The following is a 21,393-nucleotide window of genomic DNA, read 5'->3' as shown; positions in this document are numbered from 1 at the left end:
CGACAAAAAATAAGACGATCCAGCCGTCTGGTGACCACTTTCCCCTATAAAAATAAAGATGAATTATGTCTATGCACGTCTCCACGCCCTTGCGGCGCGTCAGCATCCTGGCAATCGACCGGGTCTTCGCCTTCACCCTCATGCAAGCCAAGGATTTTTTCCACCTGGCCAGCCTGCGCTATGGCAAGCAACTGGGCCTAGGCCTGACGCCGGCGTTTGAAATCCGCCTGGTCAGCCCCGATGGCAAACCGGTGAACAGCTTCAGCGATGTGATCATGCCGGTGGACGGTGGCCTGGAAAATACCGACGTCATCATCCTGCCAGCCTTCTGGGATGATTTCGCCAGCCTCTGCCAACGTTATCCTCAGGTCCTGCCCTGGCTGCGGGAACAACATGCCCGCGGTGCGGTGCTCTGCGGCGAAGCCACCGGGGTGTTCTGGCTGGCCGAGTCCGGGCTGCTCGACGGCAAGGAGGCGACCACCTACTGGCGCTTCTTCAATGCCTTCAAGGAGCGCTTCCCCCAAGTGCACCTGAACCAGGACAAGCACCTGACCGACGCCGACAACCTGTTCTGCGCTGGCGGTGCGACCTCAGCCTGCGACCTCTACATTTACCTCATTGAACGCTTCTGTGGCGCCAATGTGGCCCAGGCCGTGGCGCGGGACATCCTGTATGAAGTGCAACGCAGCTATTCGCCGGGACGGATCGGCTTCGGCGGGCAGAAACTGCACCAGGATGTGATCATCCTGCAGATCCAGCACTGGCTTGAGGAGCACTTCGCCGACAAATTCCGCTTCGAGGACGTCGCCCGCGAACACGGCATGAGCATTCGCAATTTCATGCGCCGCTTCCAGACCGCAACGGGTGACAAACCACTGCATTACCTGCAACGACTGCGGATAGAAACCGCCAAGGGCCTGCTCTCCGGCAGCCGCAAGAGCATCAAGACCATCAGCTATGAAGTCGGCTACGACGATGCGAGCTTTTTTCGCCCGGTTGTTCCGGCAACATACCGACCTGTCGCCGAACCAGTATCGGCAGCAGTTTCAGCAGGCGGCGTGAACCGGAGCTGAATGCAATCCAATGTGGGAGCGGGCTTGCTCGCGAAAGCGGTGGGTCAGCTTGCATCTATGCTGAACATACCGCCCCCTTCGCGAGCAAGCCCGCTCCCACAGGGTTATGCAGTGAACTGCTAAATCTCGCGCGCACAAAAAAGGCCTGCAATCGCAGGCCTTTTTTGTTCCGAATCCCCCTACGGCTTATGCGCCCGCGCCAGGAATTCGTGGGATTGCATCTCCAGCAAACGACTCAAGGTCCGCTGGAATTCGAACGTCAGGCGACCGCCGGTGTAAAGGTCCTTGAGTTCGACTTCAGCCGAAATGATCAGCTTCACGTTACGGTCGTAGAACTCGTCGACCATGTTGATGAAGCGGCGGGCGATGTCGTCGGTGGTGACGCTCATTTGTTCGACGCCGCTGAGCAGCACGGCGTGGAAGATCTTGCCCAGCTCGATGTAGTCGTTCTGGCTGCGAGGGCCGTCGCACAGTTCGCGGAAGTCGAACCAGGCCACGTCGTCACAGGTGCGGATGGCGCGGATTTCACGGTTCTCGATGATCAATACATCGTTTTCCACCGCCTGGGTGCATTCCGGCGTCAAGGCACGGAAGCTCTTGCGCAAGCTTTCTTCGGCGGCGGCATCCAGGGGAAAGTGGAACAGCTCGGCTTGCTCGAGGTGACGCAGGCGATAATCCACGCCGCTGTCGACGTTGACGATTTCGGTGTGCTCCTTGATCAGCGCAATGGCCGGCAGGAAACGCGCCCGCTGCAGGCCGTCCTTGTACAGGCCATCCGGCACGATGTTCGAGGTGGCGACCAGGGTCACGCCGTTCTTGAACAGCTCTTCCATCAAGGTGCCGAGGATCATGGCGTCGGTGATGTCGGACACGAAAAACTCATCGAAGCAGATCACCCGGGTCTCGTCGGAGAAACGCTTGGCGATGATGGTCAGCGGGTTCTTCTCGCCACCCAGGGTCTTCATTTCTTCGTGCACACGCTTCATGAAGCGGTGGAAGTGCGTCCGCGTCTTCTCCTTGAACGGCAGCGCTTCGAAGAAGGTGTCCACCAGATAAGTCTTGCCACGGCCTACGCCGCCCCAGAAATACAGGCCCTTGACCGGTGTCTGGTCTTTCTTGCCGAACAGTTTGCCCAACAGGCCCGGCTTGTTGTTCGACGCCGCGACCAAGTCATCGTACAGGCGCTGCAAATGCCGCACCGCCGTTTCCTGGGCTGCGTCGTGGAAAAACTCCGGGCGTTTCAGATCAGCTTGATATCGTTCTAGGGGCGTCATATTCGTTAGCAAGGCAACAAAAACGGGCCGTCACTGTAGCGATGGCCCAAAGGAATGGCAATCGGCCCGTATTCGGGCCGATGGTCGGAGTTACGCGCCAGAATCAGTCCTGGGCAGGTGTCAGGGCAACACGCAACGCATCAATGCCTGCATCGCGAGCGGCGCTGTCTGCGAAAGCCGGGCTGTCCGCCACGCATTCGCCGTCGAGCCAGACACTGAAACTCTGTCCGTCGTTACGAACATCCAATGGCTGACCGGACTGCAATTGCTTGGTGACCTGGCCAGCAGCCTTGCCATCGGCAAAGTGGCGGGACAACAACAGTTGCTCGCCGTCGGCGGCCAGCAGACGGAAGCGGAAACTGCCGTCGTCTTCGCGAAAGCTCACGAAGCGTGCAGCCTTGGTGGCTTTCTTCTTGGTGCTGGCGGCCACTTGGACCTGGCTGACAAACGACCGCAGGCCAACGGCCTCGCGCAGTTCATTGAGGAACGGCGTCGCCACGGCCCGGGCTTTTTTCGCGCCGTGCTGCAGGATGTCTTCCAGGTCCGCCGGACGCTCGATCAACTGGTGATAACGCTCACGCGCTTCACCCAACTCACTGTCGAGCAACTGGAACAGACGGTTCTTGGCTTCGCCCCAACCCAGGCCTTGCAGCAGTTCGCTGCGGAAGCCGGCGGACTGTTCGGCAGTGGCAAAAGCCTGGAACAGGGTGAACAGGTGCGAATTGTCCGGATCCTTGGCTTCGCCCGGGGCACGGGAGTCGGTAACGATCCGCGAGATCGCGTCCTTCATGTCCTTGGCGCTGCTGAACAACGGGATGGTGTTGTCGTAGCTCTTGGACATCTTGCGGCCATCGAGGCCCGGCAGCGTCGCCACGCTTTCCTCGATCAGCGCCTCGGGCATGGTGAAGAACTCCTTGCCCTGGCCGAACAGGTGATTGAAGCGCTGGCCGATGTCGCGGGCCATTTCCACGTGCTGGATCTGGTCACGACCGACCGGCACCTTATGGGCGTTGAACATCAGGATGTCGGCGGCCATCAGTACCGGGTAGCTGTACAGGCCCATGGTGATGCCGGCGTCCGGGTCTTCGCCGGCCTCGACGTTCTTGTCCACCGAGGCCTTGTAGGCATGGGCACGGTTGAGCAGGCCCTTGGCGGCGACGCAGGTCAGCAGCCAGGTCAGTTCGGGAATCTCGGGAATGTCGGACTGCCGATAAAAGGTCACGCGGTCCACGTCCAGGCCGCCGGCCAGCCAAGTGGCGGCGATTTCCAGGCGCGAACGCTGGATACGCAGCGGGTCATCGCATTTGATCAGGGCGTGGTAGTCGGCCAGGAAGTAGAACGAATCGGCGTTACTGTCGCGGCTGGCGAGGATCGCCGGACGGATAGCGCCGGCATAGTTGCCCAGGTGCGGGGTGCCGGTGGTGGTGATGCCGGTCAGGATACGGGTACGCGTCGTCATGGGTTATCGCTTGTCAGACTGCTGTCAATTCGAAAGGCGCGGCAGGATCAGATCCTTGAGATCGGTCAGCTTGCCATGAAAAAAGTGTCCGCATTCTGCCACTTTCAGCAGCTCATGGGGGCGTTGGAGCGTGTCGGACCATTCGTAAACCAGTTGCGGATCGACCACTTCGTCGGTTTCCGGCTGGATCACGGTCAACTCGCCACTCATCGGCAAGGGCGACTGTTCATTCAGGCGCATCACCGCCGGGGCCACCATGAACAGGTGTTTGAGCGGTTGCCCCTGGGCTTCCAGGCGTCCGCCAAGGCTCGCGGCAACGAAACCACCAAACGAAAAACCGAACAGGGTGAGCGGCAGTTGCGGGTATTTTTCCCGCAGCCAATCGGCGGCGGCCTGGGCGTCGTCGACTTCACCAGTGCCCATGTCATGCGTACCGGCACTGGCACCCACGCCACGATAATTGAAACGCAACGTAACCAGCCCAGCATCGCGGGCAGTGCGTTGCAGGGTCGAGACCACTTTATTGAGCATGGTCCCACCCTGCACCGGGTTCGGGTGGCAGATCAGCGCCAGGCCACGGGGCGCCTCGCTGTCCAGGTACAAGGCTTCCAGTTGGCCCACCGGGCCATCGATGACTACAGGGGTTTCGCGCATAAGCAAGGGAAAGAACTCCGTGACCTCGAATAGGGTCGACTCGTCTAGCTAAAGTCTGTGCCTGGCATGATTGCGATGTTCTTCGCGGTATACAGCGCAGGTCCGAGCCGTTAACGTAAAGCAAAGCCGTTTATAGAGGAAGGACTCGTGGAACACTCGCTCTTAGTTTGGCTGTTGCCGACTCTTGCCCTGGTTGCCGGTGTCGCCATTGGATTCCTGCTTGCCCGATTGCTGCCCAACGCGGTGCCCAACAGCACGCAACGTCAGCTGGACGACATTCAGGAACGTTTCGACAGTTATCAGAATGAGGTGGTCACCCACTTCAACAGCACCGCGTCCCTGGTGAAAAAACTCACCCAGAGCTACCAGGACGTCCAGGATCATCTGTCCGAAGGTGCCAATCGCCTGGCCCTGGACGAGCAGACTCGCCAACGTCTGCTGGCTGCTCTGCAAGCCGATGCAGCACAGACTCCACGGGAACGCCTGACCCCACCAAAAAGGGATCCAGGAACCGCCGCGGGACTACGCCCCCAAGGCCCCCAATTCACCCGGCATGCTCGATGAGCATTACGGTTTGAAGAAGTAATCTCCAAGCGACACCCAAAAGCCCGCCCGATCACCTGATCGGGCGGGCTTTTTTATTGGCTCAAGAAAATCCCCCTGTGGGAGCGAGCTTGCTCGCGAAGACGGATGGCGATTGCCCGGGCGCTGGCGATGCGGCCCATCACTCGAGTGAACACCTTTGTGGCGAGGGAGCTTGCTCCCGCTGGACTGCGCAGCAGGCCCAAAACCAGCCACCACGGTGTGTCAGGGAGTTGAGGTGAAAGGTTTGGGGGGCCGCTTCGCAGCCCAGCGGGAGCAAGCTCCCTCGCCACAAAGGTCCAAACGCTAGCCGCAAAAAAGGGGGCCATGTTTCCATGGCCCCCTTCATTTACACAGCCCAGCGATTACGGATATTGCTGGTAAGTCTGCCCCTGCTGCGCCGGTGCCTGCTGGTACTGCTGGCCGGGAATAGCCTTGAGGTTCACCTCGACACGACGGTTCTGCGCACGACCATTGACATCGGCATTGCTCGCCACCGGGTTGTCCCGGGCCGGCGCCACGGGCCGAGAGGTTGGCACCGCTCACGCCCTGGGATGTCAGGTAGGTCGCCACGCTCTGGGCACGACGCTGGGACAGGTCCATGTTGTGCTGGCGGCTGCCGGTGCTGTCGGTATAACCGACGATTTCGATCTGGTTCTGGTTGAACTCCTTGAGGGAGTTGGCCAGGTTGTTCAGTGGCTGGTAGAAGCTGGAGGCGATGTTCGCCGAGTCGGTGGCGAAGGTGATGTTGCCCGGCATGATCAGCTTGATCTGGTCACCCTGGCGCTGCACTTCAACGCCGGTATTGGCCATGCTCGCACGCAGTTTCTTTTCCTGCTGGTCGGCGTAGTAGCCGTAGCCAGCTGCGGAAGCCCCCACCACCGCCGCGCCGATCAACGCCCCTTTGCCGCGGTTATCGTGACCGATGGCCGCACCGGCCAACGCCCCCGCCAGTGCACCGAGGCCGCCGTACTTGGCGGTTTTGCTCATACCCGACGATTCGGTAGAGGCCTGGCCCTGGTTGTCATAGGGGTTAGGCGACGCACAGCCGGACAACAGGGCCACAGCAGTAGCGACAACGATCAAGCGACGCGAGGTGAACATGGAATGCTCCTGGGTTTTCAGTCTGAAGTGCCAGGGCGTAGGCAATCGACTCTGGCAGGCGTTGGAACACGGCAATCGTTAAAAATTCCGTCCCGCTGCGTCGCGTTTCGCCCGGCTGCCCGATAAAAACCGGCGTCCGGGCGAACGCCCCTCAACCCTGCGCCAGACAGCGGCTCACGCCCCTGACAATCATCTCCACTTCGCGCCCATCGATCGTCAACGGCGGTAACAGGCGGATGGTCTGGCCCCGGGTGACATTGATCAGCAGCCCGTGGTCCCGGGCGGCGCGAAGGGTCAGGTCGCGGACCGGTTGCTTGAGTTCGATGCCGATCATCAAGCCCTGACCGCGAATCGCCAATACATTGGGGTTGTCCGCCAACTCGATCCGCAACCGACTCAGCAATTGTTCGCCCTGGTGCCTGGCGTTATCCACCAGCGCTTGTTGCTCAATGATATCCAGCACCGTGCAGCCGACCCGACAGGCCAGTGGATTGCCGCCAAAGGTGCTGCCATGACTGCCAGGAGTAAACAACTCGGCAGCCTTGCCCCGCGCCAGGCAGGCACCGATGGGCACGCCGTTGCCCAGGCCTTTGGCAAGGGTCATGACGTCCGGCACGATGCCTTCATGCTGGAACGCGAACCATTGGCCGGTGCGACCGATACCGGTCTGGATCTCGTCGAGCATCAACAGCCAGGCCCGCCGGCTGCACAGTTGCCGCAAGGCCTTGAGGTAACCCGGTGGGGCGAGCTGCACACCGCTCTCGCCCTGGATCGGCTCCACCAGTACCGCAACGATGCGCTCGGCATGAGCCTGCCGGACCTCTTCCAACGCCGCGAGGTCGCCAAACGGTACCTTGATGAAATCCCCCGGCAACCGATTGAAACCCAGCCGCACGGACGGGCCGTCACTGGCGGACATGGTGCCCAAGGTGCGCCCGTGGAACGCGTTGTCCATGACCACCACCAACGGCTGCTCGACGCCCCTGTGCCAGCCATAGAGGCGCGCCAGTTTCAGCGCGGTTTCGTTGGCCTCGGCGCCCGAGTTGTTGAAAAACACCCGCTCCAGCCCGGACAACTGGGTGAGCTTTTGCGCCAGGCGTTGCTGCCAATCGATGCTGTACAGGTTGGATGTGTGCAACAGCAGGCCGGCTTGCTCGCTGATGGCGGCCACCAGTCGAGGGTGAGAGTGGCCGACATTGGTCACCGCCACGCCCGCCACCGCATCGAGGTATTCGCGGCCGTCCTGGTCCCACAGGCGCGTGCCCAAGCCATGGGTGAAATTCAGCGCCAGGGGTTGGTAAGTGGTCATCAGGCAGGCAGCGGTCATGGCTCAGGCTCCATCGGGTGGTTTTTTCCAGTATGGTTAGCCACTCAAAATGGATAAATGCGACTTTACTTCAATCATTTAAAAGCTGAGCTTGATAATGGACCTGTTCCAGGCAATGACCGTTTACGTGAAGGTGGTAGAAACCGGAAGCCTGACAGCGGCGGCCCAGGCCTGCGAAATGTCCACCACCATGGTGGGCAATCATCTTCGGGCGCTGGAGCAACGCCTCGGCGTGCGCCTGATCAACCGTACGACACGGCGCCAGCGCCTGACTGAATTCGGCTCCGCCTACTACCAGCGTTGCCTGGAAGTGTTGGGGTTGGTGGCCGATTCCGAACGCCTGGCCGAACAGGCCCAGGGCGAGCCCACCGGCACCCTGCGCATCACCGCACCGCTGACCTTTGGTACCGAACGCCTTTCGCCAGCGCTGGCCGAATTCAGCCAGCGCTTCGCCCAGGTCAAGCTCGACGTGGTGCTGACCAACCAGCGCCTTGACCTGCTCGACCATGGCTTCGACGTGGCCATCCGCCTTGGCCATCCCGATCCGAAACTGATTGCCCGTCCGTTGATGGACTACACCCTGACCATCTGCGCCTCCCCTGCTTACCTGGCCCGGCGAGGCACGCCGGAACAACCCGCGGACTTGCAACAGCACGACTGCCTGTCGTTCGCCTATTCGGCAGCAGACGAATGGCGCTTTGCCCAGGATCACTGGCCGATCAATGGCCCGCAAGGCGAGATCAAGATCCCGGTGAACGGACCGATGCTGATCAACAGCTCCTCGGGCCTGCATCGCGCCGCCCTGGCCGGGATGGGCGTGGTGATGCTGCCCGATGCGCTGGTGGCCCAGGACCTGAAGGATGGACACCTGGTGACGTTGCTGCCGGGCTACCAGCTGCCCCATCGGCCGATGAGCCTGATGTACGCGCAGGATCGCTACCGTTTGCCGAAGCTGCGCAGTTTTGTCGAGTTTGCGTTGGAGAAATGGGGCAAAACCCCAACCCCAGCCGAATGATGTTGTGGCGAGGGGATTTATCCCCGCTGGGTTGCGAAGCAACCCCAAGGCTGTCGGCTCACATCGCAGATGATGTCGGGTTTGATGATTTCTGGGGCCGCTACGCGACCCAACGGGGATAAATCCCCTCGCCACAAAAGCGAACCCCGCCTGAACATCCCCCGCTAGTGACCCCGCGCCCCATCAGCTACTCTTCCTCCTTGGACGAGCATTTTGATATCAAGGCTGATTGAGGAAACGACGATGGGAGATGCCTCGAACATCGACATGCTGCGGTTCGACTTGTCCGATCTGGACGAAGGCGTACTGCACACCATCCTGGAACTGGTCAGCGATGGCATCTGGGACTGGAATGCCAACACCGGCTTTGTCTACCGCAATCCCGGCTGGTACACGATGCTTGGCTACCCGCCTCACTCCCTGGACAACACCGTGCTGACCTGGGAGAGCGTGATCCACCCGGGTGACTATCCACGGGTCATGGCGTTGTTCGACGACTATCTGGAACAAAGATCCCACGGCTACCAGGCCGAATACCGTTGTCGCACGCGCGACGGTTCCTATATCTGGATCGAGGATCGCGGCTACGTGATCGCCCGCAACCCTGACGGCACGGTGGCGCGCATGATCGGCGCCCATCGCAGTATCGACGACAAGAAGCGCTTGTTCGAGCAACTGGAGCGGCGCAACAAGTCCCTGGAAGCAGTGATCGAAGAGCGCACCCGCGAACTGTCCCGGGTCAACCAACAATTGCAGATTCAACTCGAGGAAAACCGTCGACTCGCCGAGACCGATGCACTGACGCTGGTCGCCAACCGCTATCGCCTGGAGCAAGCGCTGCCACTGGCCTGCGAACGTGCCCAGCGCTTTCGCGAACCTTTGTCGCTGATCGCCATGGATGTCGACGATTTCAAAGACATCAACGACCGTTACGGACATGCTTTCGGCGATGCGGCATTGGTGCAAGTGGTGCAGGCGGTCCAGCGCTGCGAGCGCGACGGCGACCTGCTGGTGCGCTGGGGCGGCGACGAGTTCATCATGATCTTGCCCAACACCTCCCTGACCGACGCCTGCCTGATGGCCGAAACCATTCGCCGTGGATTGTCCGACCTGCTGCCGGTGGGCGATTTTCAGATCACCATGAGCTTTGGCGTGGTGCAGCGCTTCGACGATGAACAACAAGCGGCGCTGCTGGACCGGGCGGACCAGGCGCTGTATCGCTCAAAGATGGCCGGCAAGAATGTGATCTGCAAATGAAACCGGGCTCAGGGTCCGCGGCAAAAATGAATGCATCTTTGCGGCGTTTACAGCGGTCATAGGTTGTAACGCTTGCAATCAGGTCCGGGCACTTGTCGACTCGATCCCCTTCCCCTTCTAACCTTTATCTGGGCTGCGCCGGTTGGTCGTTACCCCGGGAGCAATGGCTGGCCTTTCCCGTCGAGGGCACCCACTTGCAGCGCTATAGCGCACGCTTCCCGGCGGTGGAGATCAACAGTTCGTTCTACCGTCCGCACCGCCCCGCCACCTACGCAAAGTGGGCCGATAGCGTCACCTCGGACTTTCGCTTCTCGGTCAAAGTGCCAAAACAGATCACCCATGAACGGCGGCTGCTCGATTGCGAAGGGCTTATGGATGATTTTCTGGGGCAATGCTCGCAATTGGGAGAGAAACTGGGCTGCCTGCTGATCCAGTTACCACCATCACTGGCCTTCGATGCCGCAGTGGCCGAAGCATTCTTCACCGCATTGCGCGACCGTTATCAGGGCTATGCCGTGCTTGAACCCCGGCATCCGAGCTGGCTCGCGCCGACGGCGCAAGCACTGCTGCAAGCCCAGCACATCGGCCGCGTCGCCGCCGATCCCTCGCCATTGCCCGGTTGCGATCGACCGGCAGGCTGGCCTGGCGTTCGTTACTACCGGTTGCACGGTTCGCCGCGAATTTACTACTCCCCGTACGATGAGCCCTGGCTGGAACGGCTCGCCCGGCAATTGAAGACCGGGGCCGACACACCGACCTGGTGCATCTTTGACAACACTGCCAGTGGCGCCGCAACGCCCAATGCCCTGCGACTGTTGGAGCTGATGCGAGATTGAAGCCAGGACCGGCAACAAAAGCCAACCTGTCGCCGGTCCGACCGTGACAACACCGTCCGCGTCCAATAGATTAGGCGACCGGAAAAAAGCTCAATGCCTTTCTCGCCTCATCCCGCTAACAGAAGTAGTGAAATTTCAATGTCCGATTCCAATACCGCTGAATCCGTAGTCACCCTGTCGTCCAAAGCGGAATACGAAAACTCCATCAATCTTTCACAGCATCTGCCCCAGGCCAAAAGCATCAGTGAGATGGTCCTCGATGCGTTCCAGTCGAACCGCGAAAGCGACCAGATCCGCGAACTGCGCAACGCCATCCGCCAGGCTCACGATGCGTTCGACGACGACAAGGCCTACGAACTGATGGGCCAGCTCAAGCAGCTCAAGGACGCCGAAGCCGCCGACTTCGCGGCCCTGGAAGACCTGAGCAGCCGCTTCCCGATCAGCCGCATTCTCTCCAGCTACAAGGACGATCCATCGTTCCAGGAATTGGTCTACGGCCTGGCCCTGAAAGTGCTGAACCAGACCCACCAGGCCATCAGCAATCCAAGTGGCAGCAAGGGCAAGGCCTCGCGAGCCAAGAAGGAAGCCGAAGTGTTTGTCATCAGCAAGGACGGCATCAGCGTCACCCTGCCCTTGCGCACACCACGCTCCAAGCCGAACGTCGACCGTGAAGCCTTCGAATTCCTCGGTTTCAATTTTGTCGGCGAAGGCGAAGAAGCCGAGCTGGAAAGCGAAACCTTCCTGGACAACGACGGCACCGAACAACCGGTCACCCGCAAGAGCATCGTCACCGCCCTGCAACAGCAAAAAGCCTTCGACGGCTACAGCATCGCCCAGCAATAAGCCTTTTCAGGAGGTTGTGAGTCCACCACAAACACCTGTGGGTGCGAGCCTGCTCGCGATAGCGGTGGTTCAGCTTGCATCGATGTTGAATGTGCCGGTCTCATCGCGAGCAGGCTCGCTCCCACAATGGATCAGCGGCGTTTGTCGACCATGTGTCCACCACGGAAACACCGACAACACCATGAAAAAGCCCCGCGCTTGTGTCAAAGGCGGGGCTTTTTCATGGGTGTCAGCTGTTCAAACAGCGCCAAGTCGTTCGACCATATCTGGAAACTTCTCGACCAGTTTGATCAACAAAGCCGCCTGGGCGTTAGGCTTGGATTTTTCCTGTTCCCAATTTCTCAGGGTACCTGGACTGGTCCTGATGCTCTTGGCGAAAACGGCTTGGGACATGTGGAGCTTGTCGCGCAAAGCCACGATTTCCTGGGCCGACACCTCGGGAACCGGTTTGTCTTCGATCGATATCTGGCGAAGGGTAATCTTGCCCTCGCGGTGAGCGGCCATCTCCTCGACGCCTTGCATCATCTCGGCAAACAGATCGCGCTTTTTCATAAGGTACCTCGTACTTTCAACTCAGCTTCTATGGCGCGCTTGAGCGTCTTCTCTTGCTCGGAGGTCAGGTTTACCAACTCGTCCTTGTCATAAATCGCGAACATCCAAAACTGACGATCGTTCATGAGCCAATAGTAAATGACTCGCAACCCACCCCGCTTCCCTTTGCCACGACGCTCATCGAACCAGCGCAGCTTACGAAAGCCGCCGGTACGTGGCATGACGTCACCGACTTCTGGATGCTCCAGCAAATAGGACTGAAGCAGGCGATACTCATCATCAGTCAGGTAATGGCCAACCGTGGCGGTGAACGTAGTCGTTTCAAAGAATAGGGTACGCATGGCAGAAACTATAGGCAAATTGCGTATAGCTCAACAAACCATAATCTATTGCGACGAATGACAGTCCATCCATGTCCTTCTAGAAAAAAAGCCCCGCGCTTCTCTCGAAGGCGGGGCTTTTGTGCAGCGTCTGAAGCTTAAGGCGCGTAAGTCAGCAGCAGCTCACTTGGCACTTTGAAGTCCAGGGACATCATGACGCTCAGGGCGGTGATGGTGAAGATCGAGAACACGAACAGCTTGCGTGCCCAGACCGTGTCATCCACCGCCTTGTAGCCGGTCCAGGCCATGTACAGCCAGTACATGCCCATGGCGGCGGCGACGGCGAGGTAGCTCATGCCGGCGTAGCCGCTGAAGGTCAGCATCAAGGTCGCCACGAGGAAGGCCAGGATGTAGAGCAGGATGTGCTTCTTCGCCACCCGGATACCACGCTTGACCGGCAGCACCGGAATCGAGGCCGCCAGGTAGTCGTTGAAGCGGAAGATCGCGATGGCATAGGAATGCGGCATCTGCCACAGGCTGAACATCACCAGCAGCGTCAGCGCCGCCATGTCGAAGCTGTTGCTCACCGCGACGTAACCGATCACCGGCGGCATCGCCCCCGACAGACTGCCCACCAGCGTGCCGTGGACCGACTTGCGCTTGAGGTACAGGCTGTAGAGGCCGACGTAGATGACAAAACCGATCACTGCGAACAACGCCGCCAACGGGTTAGCGACCCAGTACAACAGCGCGACACCGGCCACGCCCAGCACCGTGGCGAACACCAAGGCCAGTTGCACCGGGATCAGGCCCTGAACCAGGGCGCGGTTCTTGGTGCGCTCCATCTTGATGTCGATGTCGCGGTCGATGCAGTTGTTGAACACGCAACCGGACGCCACCACCAGGGACGTGCCGATCATCGCCGCCAGGAAGATGGCCAGATCGACATGCCCTTTGGAGGCCAGGAAAAAACCGCCTGCCACAGAAAGCACGTTACCGAAAATGATCCCCGGCTTGGTGATTTGGATAAAGTGCTTCAGGGACATCCGGATTTTCCTCAGTGCGCCATCATGTTGGTATGGATGCTGAACATGATCCACAACGACAGGCCAACCAGCAGGACGATCACGATCGCGGCAAAGACAAACGCGACCACGTTGTTACGTTGGGCGGCGGAGCGGTCCAGGTGCAGGAAGTACACCAGGTGCACCAGTACCTGGACCACGGCGAAGATCAGGATGATCCACAGGGTCAGGCTTTTCGGCAGCGTCGGGTACATCACCAGGCCGAACGGAATGACGGTCAGGATCACCGACAGGATGAAGCCGATGGCGTAGGACTTGACGCTGCCGTGGCCGGCGTCGTGGCCATCATGGGAATGAGCGTTAGCCATTTACAGGGTCCCCATCAGATAAACAACGGTGAATACGCAGATCCACACCACGTCCAGGAAGTGCCAGAACAGGCTCAGGCAGCTCAGGCGCGTCTTGTTGGTGGCAGTCAGGCCGTTTTTCTGGACCTGGTACATCATGATCGCCATCCAGATCAGGCCGCTGGTCACGTGCAGACCGTGGGTACCGACCAGGGTGAAGAACCCGGACAGGAAGCCGCTGCGGTTAGGACCGTAGCCCTCGGAGATCAACATGTGGAACTCGTTGATCTCCATGCCGATGAAGCCGGCACCGAACAGGAAGGTCATGGCCAGCCAGCCCAGTACCTGGGTTTTCTTGCCCTTGAACAACGCCAGCATGGCGAAGCCGTAGGTGATCGAGCTGAACAGCAGCAGCGCGGTTTCGCCCAGTACGTACGGCAGCTCGAAGATGTCGTGGCCCGACGGGCCACCGGCGACGTTGTTAACCAGCACCGCGTACGCTGCGAAGATCGACGCAAACAGAATGCAGTCGGTCATCAGGTAGAGCCAGAAACCGAATACGGTCATCTCGCCCGAGTCGTGGTGATGGTCATCGTGCCCATGGTCTTGACCATGGGCGTGTCCAACATTGGTCACTAAGTTCGACATGGTTTAAGCCTGTTCCAACGAGGTTTCAACACGGGTGGCGGTGGCTGGGACTTTCCCGGCCGCTACCAGACGTTTGTGCTGCTCGGCTTCGATGCGCTCGATGACATCCACCGGCACCATGTAGCCCTGATCGTCACGGGCGGCATGGATGGCGAAATACACCACGGTGCCGACCAGGCTGGCGATGGCCAGCCACCAGATGTGCCAGATCATCGCGAAACCGAACACGGTCAGCAGCGCCCCCATGACCACACCGGTGGCGGTGTTGTTGGGCATGTGGATCGGCTCGTACCTGGCCGGAACCGGGTACGCGGTACCGTTTTCCTTGGCTTCGGTGAACGGGTCGATGACGTCCGCTTTTGGCAGCACGGCAAAGTTGTAGAACGGCGGTGGCGAAGAGGTCGACCATTCCAGGGTATGGGCATTCCACGGGTCGCCGTGTTCGCACATGTTCTCTGGTTTGTTGCGATCGCGCACGCTGACATACAACTGGATCAGCTGGCAGGCGATACCGACGGCGATCATCACCGCACCGAACATGGCGACGTACAGGTACGGCACCCACTCAGGGTTGGTAGTGGTGTTCAGGCGACGGGTCATGCCCATGAAGCCCAGTACATACAGCGGCATGAACGCGACGAAGAAGCCGGTGATCCAGAACCAGAACGCGGCCTTGCCCCAACCTTCGTGCAGCTTGAAGCCGAACGCTTTCGGGAAGTAGAAGGCGAAACCGGCGATGTAGCCAAACACGGCGCCACCGATGATCACGTTGTGGAAGTGCGCGATCACGAACAGGCTGTTGTGCAGCACGAAGTCAGCACCCGGGATGGCCAGCAGTACGCCGGTCATGCCGCCGATGGCGAAGGTCACCATGAAGCCCAGGGTCCACATTACGTGGCTGGTGAAACGCAGGCGGCCCTGATAGATGGTGAACAGCCAGTTGAACAGCTTCACCCCGGTCGGGATCGAAATCAGCATCGTCGCCAAGCCGAAGAAGGCGTTGACGCTCGCCCCGGAACCCATGGTGAAGAAGTGGTGCAGCCAGACCATGAAGCCCAGTACCGAGATCGCGCCGGAAGCGTAGATCATCGAGTGGTGGCCGAACAGTTTCTTGCCGGAGAAGGTCGAGATGACTTCGGAGAAAATCCCGAACGCCGGCAGGATCAGGATGTACACCTCAGGGTGACCCCAGGCCCAGAACAGGTTGACGTACATCATCGGATTTCCACCCAGTTCATTGGTGAAAATGTGGAAATCCATGTAACGGTCAAGCGTCAGCAAAGCCAGGGTAGCGGTCAGGATCGGGAAGGAGGCGACGATCAGGACGTTGGCCCAGGTGCAGGTCCAGGTGAAGATCGGCATGTCCATCAGCTTCATGCCCGGGGTACGCATTTTCACCACGGTGGCCAGGAAGTTGACCCCCGTCAGCGTCGTACCCAACCCGGAAAGCTGTAGCGCCCAGATGTAGTAATCCATCCCCACGCCCGGACTGTATTGCAAGCCCGACAGCGGCGGATAGGCAACCCAACCGGTCTTGGCAAATTCGCCAACGCCCAGGGACAAGTTGATCAGCACCACGCCCGATACCAGCAGCCAGAAGCTCAAGGAGTTCAGGAACGGGAAGGCCACGTCGCGGGCGCCGATCTGCAGCGGCACTGCAAGGTTCATCAGGCCGGTGAAGAATGGCATCGCCATGAAGATGATCATGATCACACCGTGGGCGGTGAAGATCTGGTCATAGTGTTCAGGCGGCAGGTAGCCAGGCGAACCCTCGGTGGCCATGGCCAGCTGGGTACGCATCATGATGGCGTCGGCAAAACCGCGCAGCAGCATGACCATGGCGACGATGATGTACATCACGCCGATTTTCTTGTGGTCGACCGACGTCAGCCACTCGGTCCACAGGTAGGTCCACTTCTTGAAATAAGTGATGCCTGCAAACAATGCCAGACCACCGAGCGCGATGATGGCGAGGGTCACCATGACAATCGGCTCGTGGAACGGGATCGCTTCCCAACTTAATTTACCAAACATCGTTTACTCCTCTGCCCCGGCAGCTGAATGCGAGCTCATGTCCATCCCTTCCATGTTGTGAGCCACTTCCTTCTCGTTCTTCTCGTGGTGCATCGGCTTGCCCGGATTCATCCCTTCATATTTGTCGATGATGGTCTGGAACAGGTTCGGCGTAACCGACGAGTAGAGTTCGACTGGGTTGTTCTGGCTCGGTTTGGAAAGGGCTTCGTATTCAGCTTTTTCAAGCTGTTTAGGTGCCTTCTTCACATCGTTGACCCAGGCGTCGAAATCTTCCTGGGTCGTGGCGATTGCTTTGAACTTCATGCCGGTGAAACCCGCGCCGCTGTAGTTGGCGGAGATACCGTCGAGTTCGGCGTTCTGGTTGGCGATCAGGTGCAACTTGGTCTGCATGCCCGCCATCGCGTAGATCTGGCCGCCCAGGCCCGGGATGAAGAACGAGTTCATCACGGTGTCAGAGGTGACCTTGAAGTTGATCGGCGTGTGGGCCGGGAACACGATCTTGTTGACGGTGGCGATGCCTTGTTCCGGATAGATGAACAGCCACTTCCAGTCCATCGAGACCACTTCAATGGTGATCGGCTTGACGTCGGAATCCAGCGGACGATACGGGTCCAGGGCGTGGGTCGACTTGTAGGTGACGTAACCCAGGGCAATGATGATCAGCACCGGAATGGTCCACACCGCCACTTCGATCTTGGTCGAGTGCGACCACTTCGGCGTGTAGGTGGCATTGGTGTTGGTCGCGCGGTACTTCCAGGCGAACAGGAAAGTCATGACGATGACTGGCACGACGACCAGCAACATCAGCAACGTGGCGGTGATGATCAGGTTTCGTTCATCCAGGCCGACCTGGCCCTTGGGATCGAGCAGGGTCATGTTGCAGCCTCCCAGCAACAACGTGCCGAGCAGCGGCAGCAAGCCTAGTAATCGGGGGTACCTGTTTTTACTCATCTCACGACCTCTAAAGCAGCTTGCGCAATGCAGTTGGGTTTTGATCGCCAACACTTCACCCTGCCAAGGGTTGGCATTTTCTTGGATTGAATAAGGGCTGCCCGTCGAACGTCAGCGGCTGTTCGACACATCCTGGGCCAGCAGTGAGTTCTTATTCGTTGGTCAAAGGCCTAGTTCAAGCCCAATTCCATTTGGTGCGGATAGTTGGAGGCACCGACACCTGGGGTCGCATGGGGCGCTGGCGCCCTTCGACCACTCTCGTGCTCAAGCTTGAGCCGGGTCGGAAAATCGGTGCGGGCGATTGTAGTGAGCTGACGCGCTGTAGACCATGTCTCATCCCGAAATAATTTTTATCCGATCCGGCAACAATCTCTTGCCGATATTGCAACGGGCAAGCATGTTATCGAAATTCATTCTCAACAAGAACCCCAAAAAACGTAGGCCTACTACGCCCGATTTAGACAGCTCGGGAGGACCGCCAAGCGCTTATTTGCCCGGCAAGCGCCCAGTTTTCGGGGCCTCTGGCGCCTGACGCTTCGCTGTTAAAAATGCCTGCTGCCAGCGATGCGCTTGTTGCGAAAGCAGACGTTTTTTTATTACAGGGAGAAGCGCTTAATCGGCCTCGCAAAGGCAGAGCGCCTCAAGATATGTGACAACATGTCGCACATTGTCGCAGGCCATTCTTGCCTCGGATCAAGGACGACCCGGCTCGAGAGTGAAACGCAAAACGCCCCGGCTCTCCTGGAGAGAAACCGGGGCGTTTCATTAAGGCGGTTCAGCGAATCTGTTTACGGTTACGCGACACCAGCAACGGCACCAGCACCGCCGTCAACACGAAAGCCACCAACGCCCATTGCGCCAGGGACAGACCCAGGATCGGTGGGTAGGGGGTGGAGCAAAAGCCATCGACCTGGAAGCCCAGCGGGAAGATCTTCGCCAGCGGCAGGTCATCGACAATCGGTTGCAACACGTCGATACCGCAGCTGACCGCGGGGAAGAACTGGGTGTACACGTGATGCCCCGCCACCCCGGCACCGGCCAGGGCGCTGAGCACCACCAGGCCTTCGAAGATCGTCAGGCTGCGACGGGTGCGCATGGCTGCGCCGATGAAGGCGAAAATCGCGATCAGCAACAGCGCATAGCGTTGCAGGATGCACAGCGGGCATGGCGCCTCACCGAGGGCCACCTGCATGTACAGCGCACCGCCGATCAGTGCCAGGCAGATCAGCCCCAGCAGCACCAGGTAGCGCCGCTCACGGCCCAACCGCATCATTTCCTCACTCATTGCGTTTCCCTTTGTCTGCATGGATCGACGCGCAGCACGGCAACACTCGGGTGCGCACTCGGATGCCCGAAGTCTACACGCAGACCATGACAGTGAACGAGCAGCGGGCGTCGACATTGGAGGGGAATAGACCGCAAGAAGGTTAAGAGCAGATTAATGCGGGTCCGTTGGACAGGGGCGGACCTGCCGCCGCTATCGCGAGCAAGCTCGCTTGTATGTTTAGACTTGAAGGGGTGGGCGGGACTAAAAGCTCGATTCCGACTCTAGCCAGTACGGACCGTGGGAGACTTCTCGTTCCGCCCTTTCTACCTAAAGCGCCGATAAGGAATTCATCGGTAAAACCGACGATAGAGGCAAGCCAGCGCAAAGGTAGACCCCGACAAGCACCTAAACCCTAGCTCCGAGGATTCGTCATGACAATCCTTAACTCACCAACGGTTATTGGTATCGATGTAGCGAAGGCCGAAATCGTCGTTTACCGCGAAGACCTGAAAATCACTCAAGCCATCGCCAACCACCGCGAAGCTCTTGGCCGGTGGCTCAAAACGCTACCAGCCCAAAGCTCGATTGCGCTGGAAGCCACCAGCTTTTATCACCTGGACACAGCTGAGCTGGCCCATGGAATGGGGTTTCATGTTTACGTTGTGGATCCTTATCGGGTGGCCCATTACCGTGAAAGTATTGGGCTGCGGGCTAAAACTGATCCTTGTGATGCGCGTTTGCTGGCTCGGTATCTAACGAACGAGCAAGCAAGGCTGCGTATCTGGAGCCCACCTCCAGAAGCCTACAAAGTGTTAAAACCTGCTTAGAAAACGTGCGGCACTCATCAAGGCCCGCGTCAGTATCGTGCTGAGTTTTCGAACGAACCGTGTCTGAAGGACATCTTGGCCCGGCAGTTGGAGGTCTTCAAAGAGTCCGATCAGGCCATTCAGAAACTAATGCGTGAGGCCAGCCAAGCGGCAGGGATCACTGAAAACATCAACCGCTGCAAAGCCATCGAAGGGATTGGTGAACTGACGGCCATTGGCTTGGCGACCGCATTCATGCGCGGTCACTTTGTCAGTGGCGATGCATTCATTGCTTTCTTGGGGATGGATTTGCGTCCAAAAGATTCAGGGAAGAAGCACAGTCCTCGTCACTTGAGCAAAAAAGGGGACGGGGAGCTACGACGCCTGGCGCACAACGCCGCGATGGCGGCCTGTCGGTCTCCTGCCTGGAAACCTTACTATGAGGCCTTCTTGGCACGAGGCCTGGCCAGAACTCAGGCCTTGGTTATCCTCGCCCGCAAGTTGTGTCGGGTAGCATTCGCCCTGATGAAAAATCAGAGCGAATACCAACCAAATTCACGGTTGCAGGGTTCCCCTGCAACATAGAATCTCCCACAGTTTTTTGTGGCGTTCACAGGAATCGTGTCCACCACAAATCCCCTGTGGGAGCGAGCCTGCTCGCGATGAGGCCAACCCGGTTCCCCGGATTAGCCGTGACCTTACTCCAGCGCCGCCGCCGGGCCGAAGAATTCGTAACGGCTCTGCTGGTCCGGCACACCCAAGGCCTTGAGGTGGCGCTTGACGGCCCCCATGAAACCCTTCGGCCCGAGGAAATAGGCGTCCAGGTCACGTTGCTGCGGCAGCCATTGCGCCAGTTGCTCCTGGCTCAACAGCCCCACCTTGTCGGCCGCCGGGCTCAAGCCGTCGTCTTCGTCGTAGCAGTAGAAGCGCTTGAGCTGCGGATGCCGCTTGGCCAGGTCGTCGATCCAGTCGCGGAAAGCATGGGCACTGCCGTTGCGCGCACAGTGAATGAAATGCACCGGCCGCTCGGTTTGCAGCGCCGCCTGCAACATGGCCAGGGTCGGGGTGATGCCGACGCCGCCGCTGATCAGCACCAATGGCTTGTCGCTGGCGGTCAGGTAGAAATCCCCGGACGGCGGGAACAACTGGATGCGACTACCGACATCGAAATGATGATGCAGGTGATTGGACACCCGCCCACCCGGCTCGCGCTTGACGCTGATACGGTACTGACCATTGTCCGCCAGGGCCGACAGTGAATAGTTGCGGCGCACTTCCTCGCCATCGAGCACCAGCTTCATGCCAATGTACTGGCCCGGTTCGGCCACCAGGATCGGGCCCTTGTCCGCAGGTTCAAAGTAGAACGAGGTGATCTCCGAGCTTTCCTGGACCTTGGCCGTCAGGATGAACTCTCGTTCGCCACGCCAGCCGCCCGGCGCCTCGGCCTTCTTGTCGTACATGCCGGCTTCGGCGCCGATCAGGATATCGGCCAACTGGTTGTAGGCTGCGCCCCACGCCGCAATCACTTCGGGCGTGGCGATCTCTGCACCCAGCACTTCGGCGATTGCCCGCAACAGGCATGAACCGACAATAGGGTAATGTTCCGGCAGGATCTGCAGGGCAACGTGCTTGTTGACGATCTTCGCCACCAGGTCGCCCAGTTGATCGAGCTGGTCAATGTGCCGTGCATACATCAACACACCGTTGGCCAAGGCACGCGGTTGATCGCCGCTGGCCTGGTGAGCCTGGTTGAACAGCGGGCGCACCTGCGGGTACTCGGACAGCATCATGCGATAGAAGTGAGTGATCAACGCTTCACCCCCGCTTTCCAGCAACGGAACGGTGGAGCGAATGATGGCGCGTTCTTCTCGACTGAGCATAGGGTGACTCCTGGCATATGACCGATAACAGTTACCTAAGCCTTATCAGTTTCCATGCCATAAATTTTTCCATTTAATATCAGTAAGTTAAGAACACTGTAGTCATAACGACACGACGCGCTTTATAGTCGTTACGACT

At 59.2% G+C, this 21,393-nt stretch carries 17 protein-coding genes and 4 pseudogenes; 7 read left to right on the top strand and 14 right to left on the bottom strand.

Annotation, left to right across the window (positions count from 1 at the left end; genetic code table 11):
* Positions 1–164 precede the first annotated feature (164 nt).
* A pseudogene (locus GN234_RS23805) lies at positions 165–1,062 on the top strand (GlxA family transcriptional regulator).
* A 190-nt stretch (positions 1,063–1,252) separates the two neighbouring features.
* Here the strand turns inward: GN234_RS23805 and zapE are convergent.
* The 3 genes from zapE to GN234_RS23790 form a co-directional block, all read right to left on the bottom strand.
* A complete protein-coding gene (gene zapE / locus GN234_RS23800) occupies positions 1,253–2,347 on the bottom strand; it encodes a cell division protein ZapE (RefSeq protein WP_163856812.1) in 1,095 nt (364 codons plus the stop codon).
* A 103-nt stretch (positions 2,348–2,450) separates the two neighbouring features.
* Positions 2,451–3,806, bottom strand: coding sequence for a tryptophan--tRNA ligase (locus GN234_RS23795; protein WP_163856809.1), 1,356 nt, complete (start codon positions 3,804–3,806; stop codon positions 2,451–2,453).
* A 24-nt stretch (positions 3,807–3,830) separates the two neighbouring features.
* Positions 3,831–4,460, bottom strand: a complete 630-nt coding sequence (locus GN234_RS23790) for an alpha/beta hydrolase (RefSeq protein WP_109754826.1) — start codon at positions 4,458–4,460, stop codon at positions 3,831–3,833.
* A 147-nt stretch (positions 4,461–4,607) separates the two neighbouring features.
* Here GN234_RS23790 and GN234_RS23785 point away from each other — a divergent pair.
* Positions 4,608–5,046 (top strand): annotated as a pseudogene (locus GN234_RS23785) (Z-ring associated ZapG family protein).
* A gap of 361 nt (positions 5,047–5,407) precedes the next feature.
* Here GN234_RS23785 and GN234_RS23780 read toward each other — a convergent pair.
* Together GN234_RS23780 and GN234_RS23775 are read right to left on the bottom strand one after the other, a co-directional pair.
* Positions 5,408–6,146 (bottom strand): annotated as a pseudogene (locus GN234_RS23780) (OmpA family protein).
* Positions 6,147–6,297: 151 nt separating this feature from the next.
* A complete protein-coding gene (locus tag GN234_RS23775; protein WP_109754828.1) occupies positions 6,298–7,473 on the bottom strand; it encodes an aspartate aminotransferase family protein in 1,176 nt (391 codons plus the stop codon).
* A gap of 97 nt (positions 7,474–7,570) precedes the next feature.
* Here GN234_RS23775 and GN234_RS23770 point away from each other — a divergent pair, with 97 nt between their 5' ends.
* The 4 genes from GN234_RS23770 to GN234_RS23755 all read left to right on the top strand — a co-directional run bounded on the left by GN234_RS23770 (position 7,571) and on the right by GN234_RS23755 (position 11,424).
* Positions 7,571–8,488, top strand: a complete 918-nt coding sequence (locus GN234_RS23770; RefSeq protein WP_176689165.1) for a LysR family transcriptional regulator — start codon at positions 7,571–7,573, stop codon at positions 8,486–8,488.
* Positions 8,489–8,731: 243 nt separating this feature from the next.
* Complete coding sequence (locus GN234_RS23765; protein WP_109754830.1) at positions 8,732–9,745, top strand: sensor domain-containing diguanylate cyclase; 1,014 nt, start codon at positions 8,732–8,734, stop codon at positions 9,743–9,745.
* A gap of 92 nt (positions 9,746–9,837) precedes the next feature.
* Positions 9,838–10,581, top strand: coding sequence for a DUF72 domain-containing protein (locus tag GN234_RS23760; protein WP_109754831.1), 744 nt, complete (start codon positions 9,838–9,840; stop codon positions 10,579–10,581).
* 138 nt (positions 10,582–10,719) lie between these two features.
* Entirely contained in the window at positions 10,720–11,424 is a 705-nt protein-coding gene (locus tag GN234_RS23755) for a hypothetical protein (protein ID WP_109754832.1), read from the top strand.
* A gap of 237 nt (positions 11,425–11,661) precedes the next feature.
* On the opposite strand, the gene GN234_RS23750 is transcribed toward GN234_RS23755, so the two are convergent.
* From GN234_RS23750 to GN234_RS23715, 8 genes are all read right to left on the bottom strand, one after another.
* Complete coding sequence (locus tag GN234_RS23750) at positions 11,662–11,976, bottom strand: helix-turn-helix domain-containing protein (RefSeq protein WP_003205391.1); 315 nt, start codon at positions 11,974–11,976, stop codon at positions 11,662–11,664.
* A complete protein-coding gene (locus tag GN234_RS23745) occupies positions 11,973–12,317 on the bottom strand; it encodes a toxin (RefSeq protein ID WP_176689164.1) in 345 nt (114 codons plus the stop codon). Before GN234_RS23745 ends, GN234_RS23750 begins: the two co-directional genes overlap by 4 nt.
* A 137-nt stretch (positions 12,318–12,454) precedes the next feature.
* Complete coding sequence (cyoE, locus tag GN234_RS23740; RefSeq protein ID WP_109754834.1) at positions 12,455–13,342, bottom strand: heme o synthase; 888 nt, start codon at positions 13,340–13,342, stop codon at positions 12,455–12,457.
* Positions 13,343–13,353: 11 nt separating this feature from the next.
* Positions 13,354–13,689, bottom strand: a complete 336-nt coding sequence (cyoD, locus tag GN234_RS23735; protein ID WP_025211927.1) for a cytochrome o ubiquinol oxidase subunit IV — start codon at positions 13,687–13,689, stop codon at positions 13,354–13,356.
* Positions 13,690–14,316, bottom strand: coding sequence for a cytochrome o ubiquinol oxidase subunit III (locus GN234_RS23730; RefSeq protein ID WP_109754835.1), 627 nt, complete (start codon positions 14,314–14,316; stop codon positions 13,690–13,692).
* A gap of 3 nt (positions 14,317–14,319) precedes the next feature.
* Positions 14,320–16,350, bottom strand: a complete 2,031-nt coding sequence (cyoB, locus tag GN234_RS23725) for a cytochrome o ubiquinol oxidase subunit I (RefSeq protein ID WP_109754836.1) — start codon at positions 16,348–16,350, stop codon at positions 14,320–14,322.
* Positions 16,351–16,353: 3 nt separating this feature from the next.
* Positions 16,354–17,301, bottom strand: coding sequence for a ubiquinol oxidase subunit II (cyoA, locus tag GN234_RS23720; protein WP_003205397.1), 948 nt, complete (start codon positions 17,299–17,301; stop codon positions 16,354–16,356).
* A gap of 775 nt (positions 17,302–18,076) precedes the next feature.
* Entirely contained in the window at positions 18,077–18,586 is a 510-nt protein-coding gene (locus GN234_RS23715; protein ID WP_109754837.1) for a disulfide bond formation protein B, read from the bottom strand.
* Positions 18,587–18,999: 413 nt separating this feature from the next.
* Between GN234_RS23715 and GN234_RS23710 the strand changes: the two are divergent.
* Positions 19,000–19,959, top strand: a pseudogene (locus GN234_RS23710) (IS110 family RNA-guided transposase).
* 113 nt (positions 19,960–20,072) lie between these two features.
* Here the strand turns inward: GN234_RS23710 and hmpA are convergent.
* Positions 20,073–21,254, bottom strand: coding sequence for an NO-inducible flavohemoprotein (hmpA, locus tag GN234_RS23705; RefSeq protein WP_163856787.1), 1,182 nt, complete (start codon positions 21,252–21,254; stop codon positions 20,073–20,075).
* Positions 21,255–21,393 lie beyond the last annotated feature (139 nt).

This window comes from Pseudomonas bijieensis (assembly GCF_013347965.1).
GTDB classification, from domain to species: Bacteria; Pseudomonadota; Gammaproteobacteria; order Pseudomonadales; family Pseudomonadaceae; genus Aquipseudomonas; species Aquipseudomonas bijieensis.
This window is presented reverse-complemented; position numbering and strand designations above follow the sequence as displayed.